Origin of the sequence: Motilimonas thetidivivens, from assembly GCF_046452435.1 — a bacterium.
In the GTDB taxonomy this organism is placed as follows: Bacteria; Pseudomonadota; Gammaproteobacteria; order Enterobacterales; family CBDFNC01; genus Motilimonas.
Map to the genome: position 1 here is coordinate 1 of NZ_JBKFDK010000036.1, position 18,472 is coordinate 18,472.

Here is an 18,472-nt window from a genome sequence, read left to right on the forward strand (position 1 = left end):
TAGGGCACATCTTTTTTGCTGGGGCATAAATTAATATTGCGCGGCTTTTGTGGGACCTGAGCTTGCTCAGGGAATTCGCTAACCTTGGCATTGGGCGCTGGGTATTTTCGCGGCTTAAAAGCCTCTCCTACTAGGGCACATCTTTTTTGCTGGGGCATAAATCAATATTGCGCGGCTTTTGTGGGACCTGAGCTTGCTCAGGGAACGGACGGTGATTATTCGCCGAGCGAGCTCGGCTCCTACTAGGGCAGCGATATGCTTTACCTAACCTTGCTTCATCAGGTATTCGATGACTTGCTCCATGTCTAACTCAAAGTCATCGGGGCGTACGCCTTTGACTATGTAGTCCTCGCCTTCGCTGAGATCAACAGCCGAACTTGGCCGGTAACTATGCTGCTCAACACTGAAAAAGGGCCTAACCTTGGGATTAATGGGATCGGCTGGATTACTGCTTTCCACTATGGCTAATTGATTTGAGTGCAGCTCCACTAACGTCCCCACCGGATACACCCCCATGCATTTAATAAATTGATCCACCAACTCGCTATCGAGGTGACCATCTCCTGCCATATGGCGCAAAATATTAAACGCTTTGATGTGGGCATAACCGTCTTTATAAACACGATTAGCGGTTAAGGCATCGAATATGTCGCAGATGGCGATCATGCGGCCGTACTTCGATATTCTTTCTGCTTTAACTCGGTAAGGGTACCCTGAGCCGTCCAGCTTCTCATGATGCAGCGCCGCAACTTCTAAACTTAATTTACTGATAGTCGGCGTATTTTCAATCACATGAATCGAATGATTTACATGTGTTTTCATGATGGTGAATTCGTTATCGGTTAATTTGCCCGGTTTATTTAAGATGGCATCTGGCACCATGATTTTACCAACATCGTGTAAAAATGCCCCAATGGCCAATTGATGGATCACGTCACGATCCAATTTTAAATATTTGGCAAATATTGAGATTAATACCGAAACCGCAACCGAGTGCTCTAATAAATACAGATCTTTTTTACGAATATTAATTACGCTAGCTAATGCATCAGAGTTATTAAATATTTCATCGATAACCGCATTAGTTGCTTCAATCACGGGAGCAAGATCTAATTCTCGGCCACTTTGCGCATCTTCAAAGATCTTTTTTTGCAATTGCTTAGATTCTTTAAAAATACTGCTGGCTCGTCCCATGCGTTTAATAAAGCCTGCCTCTATGGGTTGGCTAGCACGGTTGGTTGGTTGCTCTGGCTCTACTGGCTCGTCAATGCTGCGAGTGCGGCTGGTGTCTATCATGACACTTTGTATGCCTTTGTTGTGCAGCACAGCGATGGTTTGTGCGGATTCAACATAACAGGCATGACTTAATTGAATATTTCTCTGCTGCTGTACTATGTCCACGATATAGTGGCCAATTTCCAGCTCTGACAGTGATTTTTCAATCAACATTAGTGGTGACCTTGCCAATAAGAAATTACTTGAATGCTTCTATTATGGTTGGAAATATGGGTTTAGGCTAAGGGTTTTTACCACTGTACAGCACGTTAGATACTTAGTCGCATCCCGCTGCCAGTGCGAGCGGATCCGCTCTGGGAATGAAACGGCAATATAGGATGTAGGGTTTAGGCGCTGGCGAGATCTTGGATTATTGGCTGCTCGGCATGTAACGGCGTCACTCTGTCATTCATCACTTTGATCACATCAAATTGTTGCAAGGTTTTGTGCTGACTAAATTCGTGTTGTTGATCCACCAGCATACATAAGCTGATCTGTGAATTAGACTCTAAAACGAGGTAGCGTGCGGTATGGCCAGCATTGCAAGTTAAGCCGATCAGTTCTCCTTGGCTTGCTTGATAAAAACCAGATTGGGTTTTGAAAAACCAGCTTTGTGGCATCATAGGTTTATGAAAGCGCACCGCCGTGATGGCATTTAAAATCCAATACACTTTAACCGCATTGGCAAGATCATGTTGACTAAGTTGATCTAACAATTGGTAGTAAATAGCCGCATCGTCAACGCTAAATGGCTGCACGGTTTGATAGAAGGGCACCATTTTTTTGCGATTAAGATAAGGCTGGAAAACCAAATCATCTCCCAACTCTAGGGTCAGTTGGGAGGTTTTATTATCAATTTTCCAAAGCCAATTGTCGTCAGGTTTTAAAATCATAATCAACTCGAATTTATTAAACGACTATAGCTATAAAATAATTGTCATAATAAATCAAGTTTTGACGTTAAAATCCGTAAAAAGAATTAGTAATTTTCGACAATGTTCTTAATTAAGCCCGGACCATGGTAAATAAATCCAGAATAAACCTGAATCAATTTAGCGCCGGCTTGCATTTTTTCTTTGGCCGCAACAACTGAATCAATACCGCCTACCCCAATAATTGGCATTGCACCGTTTATTTCTTTATTAAGCATACGAATGACTTCGGTGCTCTTAGTTTGCACCGGACGACCACTCAAGCCACCCGCCTCACCTGCGTGTGGCATGCCTTTAACCATGTCACGCTCTAAGGTAGTGTTAGTGGCAATCACGCCATCAATATTATGGCGAACAAATGAATCAGAAATTTGAACAATTTCTTCAACCGTTAAATCGGGAGCAATTTTTACGGTCAGTGGAACGTATTTATTATATTTGGTTGCTAATTCAGCTTGGCGCGCTTTTAGATCTTTTAATAGATCATCTAGGGCTTCGCCGTACTGTAAAGATCTTAATCCCGGTGTATTAGGTGATGAGATATTTACCGCAATATAAGAGGCATGTTGGTAAACTTTATCCATACAGATGAGGTAATCGTCTTTACCATTTTCAACCGGTGTATCAAAGTTTTTACCAATATTGATACCAATAACACCTTGGTATTTTGCCGCTTTTACATTTTCGATTAAGTAATCAACACCGCGGTTATTAAAGCCCATGCGATTGATGATGCCTTCGGCTTCAATAATTCTAAATAAACGTGGTTTTGGATTACCGTCTTGTGCTCTGGGTGTTACCGTACCCACCTCTACAAAGCCAAAGCCCATCGCAGCAAACGCATCGATACATTCACCGTTTTTATCTAAACCTGCAGCTAGGCCAACTGGGTTGTCAAAGGTGATGCCCATGACTTCAACCGGACGCTTTCTTAGGTTTTGACGATAGACCATTTCTAACGGGGTATTTTGCGTTCTTTTGAAGTTATTTATCGCAAGATCATGCGCTTTTTCCGCATCCAATTTAAAAAACGCTTCTCTAGCAAGACGGTATAACATGTTGACCTCAATCATCTCATTAAACAAACGCAACATTTCTAGCCTATACACTACAAATGCTACGGGGCATTCGGTTTATGCCTTGCACAATAAAGGGGCTAAATGCCCCTTTGTTGGTTATGTGCTCGGCGTCGCTGCGATTACCAATCGTTATTCTTGATCTGTATTGGCAATGCAGTTTAAGTTAAGTAGGTTTAGCTCTCGCAACGCAACGGAGAACTTAGCAAATTCATGAGTTGAGCTGGTTTTAAAGTCTGCTAGCATGTGATGCCAGCGGGCCAGCAGCCCTTCGTGGCGTTGCAACCAAGTGTCGAGTATATTACCGCAGAAATCTGTTTCATGACAGACAGATAATACCCCAGATGCCAGTGATCTTTGTTGCCAGTCAAGTTCTTCGCGAAATGATGCTCGCGCCAGAGCCTGCCAGTGGTTATCTACTGCCAGACCATTGATTTGCTCAAGGAACCAATGCAGCTCAAGTTTCGACCCTAAGTTGAAGTAGATTTCGGCGCAAACCAAAATCGTACGTTGTTGTTGTTCTGATATTTGCGCCAGATCCAGCGCCGAGAACAATAAATCATGCTGGCAAATGGTGTTCGCCAATTGCTCTGATATTCCTTGTTCAATCAAGGCTTGGCTTTGCTCCCTGATTGCTTGTACTTCTTCTTCCACCAGAATATTCAGTAAGTTGTCTTGCAGTTGCTGGTAAGCCGGTTTGTAAAACTCGATATTCTCGCTGATGGTCCAACTGCGATTACGCAAACGCAAGAACCAACGCGTAGCGCGGCGAATGGTGCGCCGTGTTTGGCTCATGATTGCTAATTGAGTTTGCGCTGGCACTTTATTATCTAAGGCTTCGAGCTCACGCCAAATCGGGTTAAGTCCGAACACCTCGCGCGCCATCACATAACATTTGGCAATTTCGGCATCGGTTGCGCCGGTTTCGTCACTGAGGCGAGCAACAAAATTAAGCCCCATGTCATTGACAATCTGGTTAGCAATTTGGGTGGCAATAATCTCCCCTTTCAGTGGATGTTTGGCCATTTGCGCGGCATATTTTTGTTGTAATACGCTGGGAAATGCGCCGATTAAACATTGGGCTAAATAGCCATCTTCGGTGATTTCTGGGCAGTTAAGTGTCTGCTTCAATACCATTTTTCCATAAGCTAACAGCACGCACAGCTCAGGTCGTGTTAAGCCCTGATTTTGCGCTAAACGCTCAGACAGCTCGTCATCACTGGGTAAGTATTCGAGCGCGCGATCGAGGCGTTTTTCTTTTTCTAAGCCATGAATAAAGCGGATCTGCTCTTTTAGACTTTCCGCGCCCAAGTTTTGGGTCACCGAAATAGATTGAGATTGGCGATAGGCGTTCCTAAGCACAATTTCACTGACATTACTGGTCATGTCCACCAGCAGTTTATTACGTTGTTTAAGGGTTAATTCACCTTCATTAACCAAGCCATTAAGTAAGATCTTAATGTTCACTTCATTGTCCGAACAGTCCACGCCACCAACATTGTCAATAAAGTCGGTATCAATGCGCCCACCTTGGCTGGCAAATTCAATCCGGCCAAGTTGAGTACAGCCTAAGTTACCGCCCTCTCCGACAATTTTCGCTTTCACTTGATGGCCATTTACGCGCACGGCATCATTGGCGCGATCGCCGACCTGCGCATCGGTTTCTTGTTTAGATTTAATGTAGGTGCCGATCCCGCCATTCCAGAGTAAATCCACGGGCATTTGCAGCAATTCACGTATCAACTCATTAGGCGCCATGGTTTTACGTTCGCTGCCGATCATGGCTTTGATTTCTGGGGTTAAAGTGATGGCCTTAGCGCTGCGCAAGAAAATGCCCCCGCCTTTAGAAATCAACTCACTGTTGTAATCAGACCAACTTGAACCCGGCAATTCAAATAAGCGCTTACGCTCTTGCCAAGAGCTGGCGGCATCGGGAGTCGGATCGATGAAAATATGCATGTGGTTAAACGCCGCTTGCAGCTGAATATGCTGCGATAACAGCATACCGTTACCAAACACGTCGCCCGCCATATCACCGATACCAACACAGGTAAAATCCGTGGTTTGGCAGTCTATTCCGATTTCTTTAAAATGACGTTTAACCGATTCCCATGCCCCTTTTGCAGTGATCCCCATTTTTTTATGGTCATAACCTTGGCTACCGCCGGAAGCAAACGCATCACCTAGCCAAAAGTTATATTCAGCACTGATTTCATTAGCGATATCAGAGAAGGTTGCAGTGCCTTTGTCGGCCGCAACCACCAAATACGGGTCGTCATCATCGTGGCGCACCACATTTGTTGGCGTCACAATTTCACCGCTGACTATGTTATCGGTGATGTCTAATAAAGCACGAATAAAAATGCGGTAACAGCGCTGACCTTCGGCAAATATTGCCGCGCGATCGCCGTTTTCGGGTTGTTGCTTACAGACAAAACCGCCTTTAGCACCAACCGGAACGATCACGGTATTTTTTACTTGCTGCGCTTTCACTAAGCCCAGCACCTCGGTACGAAAATCTTCTCGGCGATCCGACCAACGCAAACCTCCTCGCGCCACCTTGCCGCCACGTAAATGCACCCCTTCCACATCGGGCGCGTAAACAAAAATTTCAAATGCCGGACGCGGCCTTGGCATATCACTGATTTTATTTGGTTTAATTTTCAAAGATAGATATGACTTAGGCTCACCTTGGCTGTTGGTTTGATAATAGTTGGTGCGTATGGTGGCTAAAATCATCTCTAAGAAATGACGAATGATCCTATCATCATCAAGATTAGCTACCTCGTCTAACTGCGCTAAGACAGTTTCTTGGAGCTTATCCTGCTGTTCGGCTGCCGCCTGATTCGGATTAAACCTAGCATCAAAAATTTCAACCAATAACCGCGCTAACTCAGGGTAACGGTTTAGCGCAGCCTCAATATAACTTTGACTAAAGGTGGTACCCGTTTGGCGCATATATTTGGCATAAGCGCGTAAAATAACCGTTTCGTGGCCGGTTAACCCAGCGCCCAGCACTAAGCGGTTAAAGCCATCGTCTTCGAGCTCACCGGACCAAATCTTGGCAAACGCTTGTTGGAAGTCTTGCTGGCGTTGCTCCATTTTGAAATTGGCACTGCCGGTGTAGGTCATGGAGAAGTCTAAGATCCACCCCACCGAGCCATCGCAAATTTTCACGGCATAAGGAGTCTCACCAATGACCCGCAGCCCCATGTTTTCGAGCATCGGCAACACATCTGATAAGTGGATGGGCTGGTTTTTATGAAACAGTTTCAACTTAACGTTGCGCGAGTCCGACTGCTCTTCTTGGGCGCGATAAAATTGCATGCCCAAGGTGTTACAGTCGTTTAGCGCTTCTAAGGCTTGAATATCAGCCAGCGCACTGCCGGCCAGCATATCTGCCTTATAGGCTCGCGGAAAACCCGATACATAGCGGCGAGCAAGTGCGTTACCTTTGGCTTCACCAAAATGGGTAAATAAGGCTGCTTGAACCTTATCGTCCCATGATCGAGCCGCTTCGATGAGGTTGTTTTCAATTTCTTTGACGTCCACTGTCATTTCAATATTTTCCACTCGGACCAAGTAATGGGTACGCGCAAGCACGCCCTCGGTAAAGTAGGTATTAAATTCAACTTGATGTTCGGTATTAAAGTAGCGTGCCAGTATTTGTTGTGTTTTCACCCTTAATGCCGTGTTAAAGCGCTCTTTGGTAACAAACACGATGCAAGAGATATAGCGGCCGAAGGTGTCTTTGCGAACAAACAAGCGCGTCATGTCGCGCTCTTGCATTTGCAACACGCCGGTACCAATTTTTAATAGCTCGGTTTCTTTGGCTTGCAATAATTCATCACGAGGAAAGGTTTCCAGCACATTAACCAAGGCCTTGTAAGCGTGGGAGCCTTTTAACAAACCCGAAGAAGTCATGATCCGCTCAACTTTTTGGCGAACCATCGGAATTTGCGTGGCACTGCTGTTATAAAGGGATGAGGCATAAAGGCCAATAAAGCGGTGCTCACCGACAACACGGCCTTGTTTGTTAAACTGTTTAATGCCGATATGGTCAATATAAGCGGGGCGATGAACGCTACTTTTAAGATTGGTTTTGGTTAATATGAGCAGCTCTTGACTCGCCGCCTCGGCTTGGGCTTCCTTAGGCAATTGCGATAATAGGCTGATTTCTTGCCCCTGCCCTTTGCGCATTAAGCCAAGACTGGTGTCCATCACGGGGTTAATCTTATGATCACCTGCCACTGGCTCAATGTGGTATTCGCGATAGCCCATTAATGTTAAGTTGTGATTGGCCAACCAAGTCAAAAAGGCGATGACTTGCTCTTTATGGCTGGCATCACCTTGATATTTGCCTTTCTCTAGTTGGGCAATCACCGATTCTAATTTGGCCTTCATCGGCTGCCAATCACTCACCACTAAATTGACATCTTTTAGGGCCTTACTGAGTTCATCCTGTATTTGGTTTAAATTAGCCTCGTCGGCTTGGCGGTCTATTTCGATTAGAAATACCGTTTCGTTACTCAGCTCGCCCTTGGCTAACACCTCGGCGTTAATGCTGATCTTGTTAATTTTACCTTGCTTATCACGCGCTAATCCCATTGGCTGGTGCAACACTAAGTGCGAGCCGATGTTTAAGCGTTGCAATGTCATTTGTACCGAGTCCACCAAGAAGGGCATATCATCGACGATGATTTCAATAACGCTATGGGTGGATTGCCAACCATGTTTATCTAACGACGGGTTATACACCTTAATGTAAGGCTCATGGCTCGTTCTTTGATTAAGAGAGTTCCACAGCCCGATACCCGCACCATACATATCACTGTCGTTACGCAGGGCCAGATCTTGCTCTGAAATAGGCTGATAAAGATACAGCACAAACTCTTGTGCTAACTCTACTTTGTCGTTGTTGAGTTTGGTTTTAACTAAATCGAGAACATTTTGCAGTATAACTGAACTGGGTGAATCGGATTTCGCCATAATAAACCTCGAAGATACGAATAGAGTCAGACACTTATTACCAAATAATAGCCAAACTTATCGTACTGCGATGGGAATTATAGTGAGATTGCACGAAAAACCGAAAATATTACCTAACCATGACAAAAAGTGATTATCAGGCGATTTTTTCAAGGGAAATAAACTTGTTGTCGGAGCCTAAAGTTAACCTAAAGCGCCCTCTAATACCGATATGACTAAGCCAAGGAATGAATTTTACTGCAGGTAAGCGAATAATTTTGCCGTTGTCATCTGTAACTTGAATGCTGCGCACCGCACCACGATACAGCAGTTCGAAATCTTGATAACTAATAAACATTGAAAAGTAATAGGTTTGCATTGCGCGCCTTGATCAACGTGTGCGCGGGCAAATTGCCCGCACACAGGGGTTTGATTACTTAACTTGCTCTAGACCGCGAGTGACCTTCTCAAAGAGATCATTGGCCAATTCAGGCTCAGCTAATAAACGTTTTAGCTGCGCGATCATCAGCTCTTGACGACCTTGATCCAATTGTTTGAATTGGATCAACGGGGTAATTAAACGCGCAGCCACTTGTGGATTGATCTTGTTTAGTTGCAACAAGATATCACCCAAGAACGCATAACCTGAGCCATCTTTGGCATGGAAAATAGCGGTATTGGCCGCAACAAAGCTGCCGATCAACGAGCGCGTGCGGTTAGGGTTTTTAATGCTAAAGCTTGGATGTTCAAGTAAAGCTTTAACTTGCTCTAAACAGTCTTTGGCTGGGCTGGTTGCCGCCAATGCGAACCATTTATCCATAACTAAACCATCATGGCGCCATTTAGCATCAAAATCAGCCATTAAGGTTTCACGACAGGCAAGCTGACCAATATTGGCAGCATTAAGGGCACTGAAGGTATCTGTCATGTTGTCGCTGTGATCGTAGTGCTGCTGCGTTAACTCACTGGCATGCTCAGGCTCAACCTTAGCGTATAAGGCCAAACAAATGCCTGCTAACTTGCGCTTTTCTACTGCACTTTGACTTAGCTCGTATGGTGCTTGGCTGCGATTTGCTAGGTATAAACATAACAGCTCATCGCTCATTTCGCCCGCTAGCTGAGTTAACATGCCATTACGCGCGTCGGCAATCGCATCAACATCCACTTTATCAAACAATTGCCATAATGAGCTTTGTGATGGAAATGCTAATACTTCTGCTATTAAGGCAAGGTCAGGCTGCTCAGCAAGCAGTAAACTGCGATACGCATCCACCACAAAGGTTGGAATTTCAACTGCTTGGCCTTGTTGCACGCGAGCCACATTGGCCACTAGGTATTTATTAAACAAGTTTTGCGAAGCATCCCAGCGCGCAAAGGCATTACTAGCGGTTTTCAGTAACAGCGCGAGCTGTTCATCGCTGTATTCATAATGATATTTAACTGGCGCCGAAAAATCTCTAAATAATGCCGGCACAGGCTGGCTGTTAATTCCGCTAAACTCAAAGGTTTGCTCTGCTTGGGTGAAGTTAAGCACCTGACTGGCTTGGCCATCAATTAACAGATTTTCACCGCTTTGTGAGACCAACTCAAGATCCACTGGGATGTGTTGTGGCTGTTTGTCAGCTTGGTCTGCCGTTGCCTCGGTGCGCTGTTTTAGGTGTAAGCGGTAAACTTGGCTAGTTGCATCATATTCATCGGTGACATCAACAATCGGCGTGCCCGATTGGCTATACCAAAGACGGAACTGAGCTAAGTCAACACCCGATGCATCTTCCATCGCTTTGACAAAGTCTTCACAGGTTACCGCTTGGCCATCAAAACGCTCGACGTAAAGCTTCATACCCGCTTGGAATTTTTCCTCACCCAATAAGGTGTGGATCATGCGGATCACTTCTGAGCCCTTGTTATACACGGTGACGGTATAAAAGTTGTTCATTTCAATCACGCTTTCAGGGCGGATTGGATGAGACATAGGGCCCGCATCTTCGGCAAACTGATGGTTGCGAATAATTTTTACATTGTTAATACGGTTAACCACACGGCTACCTAGATCGCTACTAAATTCCTGATCGCGAAATACGGTTAAGCCTTCTTTTAAACTGAGTTGGAACCAATCACGACAAGTAATACGGTTACCTGTCCAGTTGTGGAAATATTCATGCCCGATCACCGCTTCTACGCCGTCATAGTCAGCGTCGGTGGCGGTTTGGCTGTTGGCCAATACGTATTTGGAGTTAAACACGTTAAGGCCTTTGTTCTCCATCGCGCCCATGTTGAAGAAATCAACCGCCACTATCATATAGATGTCGAGATCGTACTCTAGACCAAAACGCTGCTCGTCCCACTCCATTGAGCGTTTTAATGCACCCATGGCGTAGTCGGCGCGATCTAGGTTGCCCTTATCGACAAAAATCTCCAGCGCCACATTACGACCTGAAACCGTGGTGTAGCTGTCTTGTAATACGTCAAAATCACCTGCAACTAGTGCAAACAGGTAACACGGCTTTGGAAATGGGTCTTGCCATTGCACAAAGTGCTTGTTGTCTTCAAGCTCACCTTCAGCAATCTTGTTACCATTTGAAAGTAAGAACGGGTATTGGCTTTTATCTGCGGTGATTTTGGTGGTGAATTGCGCCAATACATCTGGACGGTCAAGGTAATAGGTAATGCGTCTAAAACCTTCCGCCTCACATTGGGTACACATGGCGTCACCCGACTTGTATAAGCCCTCGCCTGATAGATTGGCTTGTGGGTCGATTTGGGTGATGATAGTTAAATCAAACTCAGCCGGAACTTGTTTAAGTGTTAGGCCTGAATCGCTCAATTCATAATTGCTAAAGGCTTCGCCGTTGATGGCCACACTCAATAATTTGAGGTGCTCACCGTTTAAGAAAACTTGGTCTGTCTCACCTTGGCGAACAAAGTGCGATTGAGCAGTGACAATGGTTGCATTATCTACAAGCTGAAAATCTAAATCGATTTTGGTGATGGTGTATTCTGGCGATTGGTAGTCTTTTAAATGCTTAGCTTGAGGTTGCTGTTCCATAATCATGCCTATCAATTGAAAATATCGCTAAGGCTGACAAATATTCAAGCACGGGTCAATGATAATTACTAGCAAATGAAAAAGGGCCAAGATATGGCCCTTTAAGTGTTAATGGCTTCACATTATCTTAGTTAAAATTAAGTTAATGCCCGCCTGAAATGCAGGGTTATAGGCTGATTAAACCAACTAACTGTGCAAATACAATGGTAATTGCCACAGGCGCGATGTACTTCAAGCAGATGAAGAAGGCATTAAATGCCGCGCCGTTAAGTTGGATTTCCTGCTCAACGATGTGACGCTTAACTCGCCAGCCCACGAAAATAGCCGTGAACAGACCCGCCAATGGCAGCATTAACTTAGAGGTAATGTAGTCTAATACATCAAAGAAGTTTTCACCGTGACCAAAGAACGACATTTTGGTCCACTCAGCGCCAGTGAATGAGTAGATAGAGCCAAGGCTTAATACCCAGATACCTACACCTGACACGATAGCTGCTGGCCAACGGTTCATGCCTTTACGCTCTACTAGGTAAGCCGTTGCCGACTCAAGTAATGCAATGGCAGAGGTAAACGCAGCGAATACGATCATCACGAAGAACACAGTACCAAATAGATCACCCATTGGCATCTTACCAAAGGCGATTGGCAAGGTTTGGAACAATAGACCAGGACCTGCACTTGGCTCCATGCCGTTAGCAAATACGATTGGGTAAATCGCAAGACCCGCCATTAGAGCAACAACCGTATCACATACCGCAATCCAAATTGAGGTACGCGCAATAGAGACACCTTCAGGTAAGTAAGCACCGTAAATCATCATGATGCCTGATGATAAGCTTAGGGTGAAAAACGCGTGACCTAAGGCTTCAAGTACACTGTGTACGGTTAGCTTGCTAAAGTCTGGGGCAAACATAAATGCAGCCGCTTCACCAAAATGACCTTCGATAGCTGAATAAACCATGATAATGGCTAGCAAGATAAACAGTGCTGGCATTAACGAGGTAACCGCCGCTTCAAGACCTTTGTTTAAACCTTTACCCAATACCAATACCGTTGCGACCACCATTAATGTAGTGCAAAGGATCAGTTTGAATGGGTCTGATAATAAGCCACCAAAGAGTGCGCCAACCGCATCCGCATGGCCTGAAGTACCTTCAACTGCCGCTGCGGCCATGGTTGAAAATTCGCCCGTACCCGCGTAGAACACATAAGCCAGTGCCCAACCTGCGATCACCACATAAAAGCTTAAGATCAAAAAGCCAGCCAATACGCCAGAGGTACCTAACAGTGACCAATGGGTTGTGTGGCCTGATTCTTGTGCAACCTTTGCAGCCGCATTTGCCGGCGTTGAACGACCGCGTTTACCGATAAAGGTTTCTGCCATCATTACCGGAATACCGATAAATAAAATACAAAGTAGGTAAACGATAACGAAAGCACCGCCGCCGTTTTCACCCATAATGTAAGGGAACTTCCAGATGTTTCCTAAACCAACCGCTGCGCCTGTTGCTGCCAAAATATAGGCAAAGCGGCTAGACCACCTTCCTGTGACACTTGTGTTTGTACTCATTATTAATAGCTCTTTGTTATATCTGTTATTTGAGGATATTGTGTTTGCCCGCGCAATATAATCATAAAAAACAAATGTCTGACAACCTGTAAAACGCCACCAATGGGACAATTTTAGGTATTTATGCTGATAAATCACGATTATATCGCATAAGAATTCACTAATTATGAATAGTTTTACATCTATTCTGTATTGATAATTCTATCTGGCAGCTCATTATCCCTAGATAGCGCAGGATTTATCATTTTTTAAAGAATATGTATCTACAAAAAAACAGTATTGCAGACTAAAAAATCAGACAAATAATCAGCGCTGCGACGTTGTTTCATGCAGATAGGGTTACAATTAGATTTCTTTAAAAATGAGATAAATTTCACATCGAGACAATGTGAAATTCTAATCATTATTGATAACGCAACAATAAATAATGATTAACACAATGATTACAGTAGGTATCACTGGATTATCACTTTTTATCTTAGGTACATAATTAGCCACTGAGATTTGGACATGACTGTTAATACAATTATTTGGCGCAGCGATGCAATAGAATGGCATAGACATAGTGTCGACACAGCTTGCTGGGAATTACGTAATCAGGGTAACTGAATATATTCAGCTAGTTTAGGCATGGCTATAGCAAGCGTTAGATTGAGCTTGGGTCAGCGTGTTTTGATATTGAATGTGAGCAAATGGGCAAGAAAACCATAAGGGCGGCAAAAGCCACCCTCACAAAGACTAATAACCAGTCTGATTAAGCTTTAGCAAGATCAAGTGTCACCGCTGCGGCTTCTTCAAGATAAACATCTGGCTCTTCGAAATCTTCAGGTAGATCGTCAAGCTTAGTAACCGGTTTTTTACCTAAACGTTGTAAGCGCTCATTGGCTCGCTTAAGTTCTAGCGCATCTTTCTCTTCACGCAAACGGATCCGCTCTGATTCAACTAAGCTAATGGTCTTGCGATCTTTTTCTTGCTTGTAGGTTTCAATATCTTGGTAGATATAGCCAAATTCTGGAGAAGCTTGCATACGTTGTTTGTGCTTCTCATCAAGTTTGGCAACTAACTTACTAAAATCGCCAAGACGATTGTAATTTGCTGGCTTGATTTGATCCCAAGGCAACGCGTTCTCTTCTACACTTTCACCGGTTTCACTGGCTTCAATGGGCGTAGGGAATAAGATATCTGGCACCACGCCTTTATTTTGCGTACTACCACCATCAATGCGATAGAACTTAGCGATGGTGTACTGCACGTTACCCATGGGTTTTTCATAGAAGTCATAGATACGCGACAATTTGCGATGCTGTTGCACCGTGCCTTTACCAAAGGTGTTTTCACCTAGGATTAATGCACGGCCATAATCTTGCAATGCGGCAGCAAAAATTTCCGAAGCAGATGCACTATAACGATCAACCAGAACGGTCAATGGGCCGTCATAGCTTACTTTGCCGTCTTCATCGCCATTGACTTCGATACGATTACGGTTATTGCGCACTTGTACCACAGGACCTGATTCGATAAATAGACCCGTTAACAAGCTCGCTTCCGTCAGTGCACCGCCGCCATTTCCGCGCAAGTCAACGATAATGCCTTTTACTTTATCCTGCTTAAGCTTGGTGATTTCTTTGTCTACGTCTTGGCTAAGATTGACATAGAAACTTGGAATATCGATAACACCAATTTTGTTACCCTCAATCTCGATGATTTCAGATTTGGCAGCACGATCTTCTAAATGGACTTTTTCACGCACAATATGAACAATTTTTGTGCCCGCATCACTGCCCGCTTTGGCAGGTAGCACTTCTAAACGTACCGTTGTGCCTTTTGGACCTTTGATTAAATCAACCACATCGTCCAAACGCCAACCAATAACGTCGACCATTTTTTCATCGCCTTGAGCCACCCCAACAATTTTGTCGTCTGCTGAGATGTTCTTGGTTTTATCGGCTGGACCACCTGGTACTAGGCTACGCACCACGGTGTAGTCGTCTTCACCTTGCAATACCGCACCAATCCCTTCAAGAGAAAGGTTCATTTCCATGTTAAAACGGTCTGCATTGCGTGGCGATAAATAGCTGGTATGCGGCTCGATAGTGCGCGCGTAAGCATTCATGATGGTTTGAAACACATCTTCGCTTTGCGTTTGGGTTAACCGCTTAATGGCGTAATCGTAGCGCTTGGTTAGCACCTTTTGGATTTCTGGCCATTTTTTGCCTGCCAGCTTAAGGTTTAACGCATCATATTTAACTTTTTGTCGCCAAATTTCATTAAGCTCAGCGGTATTTTTCGCCCATGGCGCTTCGCTGCGGTCAAAGGTGTATTCATCTGGCGTATCGAAGGTGATTTCTTGGTCTAACAGGGTGAGAGCATATTGAAAGCGCTCGTAACGACGTTGCAAATTAAGCGCAAACATGTCGTACAAGGGGTCTAAACGCCCTTTGCTCAAATCTTCATCCAACTGCAAGCGGTATTTTTCAAATTGACTAATGTCTGATTCGATAAAAATATTTCGGTTGTAGTCAAGCTGCTTAACATATAAATCAAACACTTCAGAAGAAAGCGCATCGTCTAGTAACATCGGCTTATAGTGATTACGACTAAACAGCTGAGTTACCCGCTTACTTACGGTTGCATGCTGTGGCTCTTGCTCTAGTTTAGGTAAGTCTTCAACCTTGATTGTAGGCTGAACGGCAAAACCTAAGCTTGCCACACATAAACTAGTGGTAAGAAGCGTTAAACGAAAAACTTTCTTCATAAAGGCATCCTTGAATTAAAGAATCAGGTGTTGGGCTTTCACTTTCAATGTCATACCTGACATAAGTTGAACCTGTACCTCATCTTTGTTGATATCTACAATAGTAGCAGGCACTGGTGCTTTACCGACAATCACTTTGACTTCTTGCGCAACTTTTAATTGACCAATTTCAGCAGGAACATAGTTTACTTTTTCTGCTGGCTTCTCTGATCTTTGCTTAGGTTTACTGCTGCGAGCTGGCTTGTCTTTGCTCGCTGCCGATTTAGGCGCGGCTGATTTTGGCGCTTTAGCTGGCTTATCTTTAGCCGCGGCTTTACGATCAGCAAATACTTTAGCTTTGCTTTCTTTCAACGCTTTTTGTGCGTGTTCAATATGCTCCGCCTGCAGCTCATCGCCCTCAACGCCATCTAGATCGACACGTTTCGCACCTGGCTTAATACCGTGAAGGTAGCGCCAGCTTGAAGTGTATTGACGTAGTGCTGAACGTAATTGGGTTTTACTGACTTTTTCATCATCGCCTAAACGTTCTGCTAAGTCTTGGAAAATACCAATTTTAAGGGGCTTTGCTTCACCTTCGGCGATAAAACAAAGAGGGAACATTTCTACTAGGTAAGCGATAATTTGCTTGTTGTTTGTCAATTTTTCAGAGTTTTCCATGTAAAACCTAAATCTCACTACGTTTGGATATTAGCTGTTGGCTATTCATGTGCCTAGCCTGTTTAACCGAATGCTAACAAAAATATTGTCATTCGACCATGCTTGCGCGAAAGTTCGCTAACCCTACCCGATCCTGTCTCGTAAATCGAACAATAATTAAACTTGACCCGCGGATTTTGCACTGGTTGCCTCAATATTAGCCAGTTGTTTACAACTTGGTGGTAAATATTGGTTTTTTAGTCTCTTAACAGACAATACTGACTATCACAGGATTTAGTTTAAATTTGCCGGCGTGTTCGTCATTTTAGTGGGCATTTTGTGGTTGCGCCCGCCCTGTGAGCCGTTAGAATGGCTGCTTTTATTTACCAGTAGTCTCCCCATGGTTTTAAACTCATCTTCACAATTTTCTTGGCGCAGTATTTTTGACACCGCCAAAACCTATAAAAAAGAAATTATTATCGCCCATGTGGTGGCCATTCTAGCGACCATCGCCTCTGTACCCGTACCTTTGTTAATGCCGTTAATGGTGGATGAGGTACTGCTCAACTCGCCTGGCACGTCCATCGGCATTATGGATCAACTGCTGCCACCCGACTGGCAAACCCCCGTGATCTATATAGTGTGTGTGTTGCTGTTCACCATCTTTTTGCGCACCTTAAGTGTTGCGCTTACCGTATTGCAATCACGCCAATTTACCATTATCGCCAAGCATATTACCTTTTTGATCCGCCAGGTCTTAGTTAAGCAGATGCGACTGATTGCCATCCGAGAATACGAAACCCTTGGCTCTGGTAGTTTAAGCTCACATTTTGTTACCGATGTCGAAACCCTCGACAAATTTATTGGCGACACCTTAAGTCGGTTTTTAGTCAGTGTGCTGGCGGTTTTAGGCACTGCGACCATTTTGCTTTGGTTAAACTGGCAACTTGGCTTGTTTATCTTGCTGCTCAATCCCGTGGTGATCTTCTTTTCTACCAAGCTTGGCAGCAAGGTGAAACACCTAAAGAAAAACGAAAATAGCGCCTTTGAGTTATTTCAACAGGCAGTGGTTGAAACCTTAGACGGTATCTATGAAATACGCGCTGCCAATAAAGAGCGCCATTATATTGATCGCATCATCGATCGCGCTAAGGGCTTGCGAAACAGTTCCATTGACTACGCTTGGCGCAGTGAAGCGGCAGGCCGAGCGAGTTTTTTAATTTTCTTAATTGGTTTTGAAATTTTTCGCGCGGTCGCCATGATCATGGTGCTGTTTACCGACCTAACCGTTGGTGAGATTTTTGCTGTATTTGGCTACTTGTGGTTTATGATGGGACCAGTACAAGAGCTACTTAACATGCAATATTCTTATTTTGCAGCGTCGGCCTCACTCAAACGTCTTAATTCGGTGTTGGCGTTATCCGTTGAGCCTCAATTACCTCAGCAGCAGTCCCCTTTTAGCCAAACATCCGAGCTAACGTTAACCCTGCATGATCTGCATTTTTCTTATAACGAAGAAGTAGAGGTTATTCGCGGCATTTCTTTGACCATTCAACCCGGTGAAAAAGTGGCCTTTGTCGGCGCCAGTGGCGGCGGTAAGTCAACCTTGATTCAATTATTGCTAGGGTTATATCCGCTAGATCGCGGTGAAATCTTATTTAATGGCGTTAATGTTAATCAATGCGGTTTTGATGTTATCCGCAGTCATACCGCAACCGTGCTGCAAAGTCCTTGCCTATTTAACGACAACATCCGCAACAATCTTACCTTAGGTGAAGGCATCAGCGATGAGCGTATTTGGCAGGCCTTAAAAATCGCCCAATTAGATGATTTTGTGGCTAAGTTAGACGACAAACTGGATACCCAAGTTGGCCAACGTGGGGTGAAATTATCAGGCGGACAAAAGCAACGTATTGCGATTGCTCGCATGGTGCTTTCCGACCCTAAATTAGTGATCATGGACGAGGCTACCTCTGCCCTTGATACTAAAACGGAAGCGGATCTTCACATCGCCTTAGCTGATTTCCTAAAAGATCGCACCACCATTATAGTGGCGCACCGACTGTCATCGGTAAAACAAGCCGACCGCATCTTTGTGTTTGAAGACGGCAAAATCAGCCAAACAGGCCAACATTCGGCCCTGGTTAATCAACCCGGTTTATATCAAAGCCTGTATGGCAATCACTAAACTCTTGTCACAAAAAAACCCAGCTC

Annotated in this window: 10 protein-coding genes; 1 reads left to right on the forward strand and 9 read right to left on the reverse strand. The window is 44.4% G+C overall.

What is annotated here, in order from left to right; translation table 11 throughout:
• Positions 1-264: 264 nt before the first annotated feature.
• From ACK8OT_RS18545 to proQ, 9 genes are all read right to left on the reverse strand, one after another.
• Positions 265-1,449: a cyclic di-GMP phosphodiesterase gene (locus tag ACK8OT_RS18545; protein WP_410197994.1), complete on the reverse strand. Its 1,185-nt coding sequence runs from the start codon at positions 1,447-1,449 to the stop codon at positions 265-267.
• A 173-nt stretch (positions 1,450-1,622) separates the two neighbouring features.
• Positions 1,623-2,168 (reverse strand): cell division protein ZapC, encoded by a 546-nt coding sequence (locus ACK8OT_RS18550; RefSeq protein ID WP_410197995.1) that lies wholly within the window; start codon positions 2,166-2,168, stop codon positions 1,623-1,625.
• 86 nt (positions 2,169-2,254) lie between these two features.
• Positions 2,255-3,265 (reverse strand): quinone-dependent dihydroorotate dehydrogenase, encoded by a 1,011-nt coding sequence (pyrD, locus tag ACK8OT_RS18555; protein WP_410198013.1) that lies wholly within the window; start codon positions 3,263-3,265, stop codon positions 2,255-2,257.
• A 150-nt stretch (positions 3,266-3,415) separates the two neighbouring features.
• Positions 3,416-8,272, reverse strand: a complete 4,857-nt coding sequence (locus tag ACK8OT_RS18560) for an NAD-glutamate dehydrogenase (protein ID WP_410197996.1) — start codon at positions 8,270-8,272, stop codon at positions 3,416-3,418.
• A gap of 136 nt (positions 8,273-8,408) precedes the next feature.
• Positions 8,409-8,630 carry a DUF2835 domain-containing protein gene (locus ACK8OT_RS18565; RefSeq protein WP_410197997.1) on the reverse strand — a complete coding sequence of 74 codons (222 nt, stop codon included), beginning with the start codon at positions 8,628-8,630 and terminating at the stop codon, positions 8,409-8,411.
• 54 nt (positions 8,631-8,684) lie between these two features.
• Positions 8,685-11,297, reverse strand: a complete 2,613-nt coding sequence (pepN, locus tag ACK8OT_RS18570; protein WP_410197998.1) for an aminopeptidase N — start codon at positions 11,295-11,297, stop codon at positions 8,685-8,687.
• A gap of 166 nt (positions 11,298-11,463) precedes the next feature.
• The gene (locus tag ACK8OT_RS18575) at positions 11,464-12,867 is read right to left on the reverse strand and encodes a sodium-dependent transporter (protein WP_410197999.1); all 1,404 of its coding nucleotides are present in this window, start codon (positions 12,865-12,867) and stop codon (positions 11,464-11,466) included.
• Between the two features lie 754 nt (positions 12,868-13,621).
• Positions 13,622-15,622, reverse strand: a complete 2,001-nt coding sequence (gene prc, locus ACK8OT_RS18580; RefSeq protein ID WP_410198000.1) for a carboxy terminal-processing peptidase — start codon at positions 15,620-15,622, stop codon at positions 13,622-13,624.
• Between the two features lie 15 nt (positions 15,623-15,637).
• Complete coding sequence (proQ, locus tag ACK8OT_RS18585) at positions 15,638-16,279, reverse strand: RNA chaperone ProQ (RefSeq protein ID WP_410198001.1); 642 nt, start codon at positions 16,277-16,279, stop codon at positions 15,638-15,640.
• Between the two features lie 379 nt (positions 16,280-16,658).
• On the opposite strand from proQ, the gene ACK8OT_RS18590 reads away from it, so the two are divergent.
• Positions 16,659-18,446, forward strand: coding sequence for an ABC transporter ATP-binding protein (locus ACK8OT_RS18590; RefSeq protein WP_410198002.1), 1,788 nt, complete (start codon positions 16,659-16,661; stop codon positions 18,444-18,446).
• The last annotated feature ends 26 nt before the right edge of the window (positions 18,447-18,472 follow it).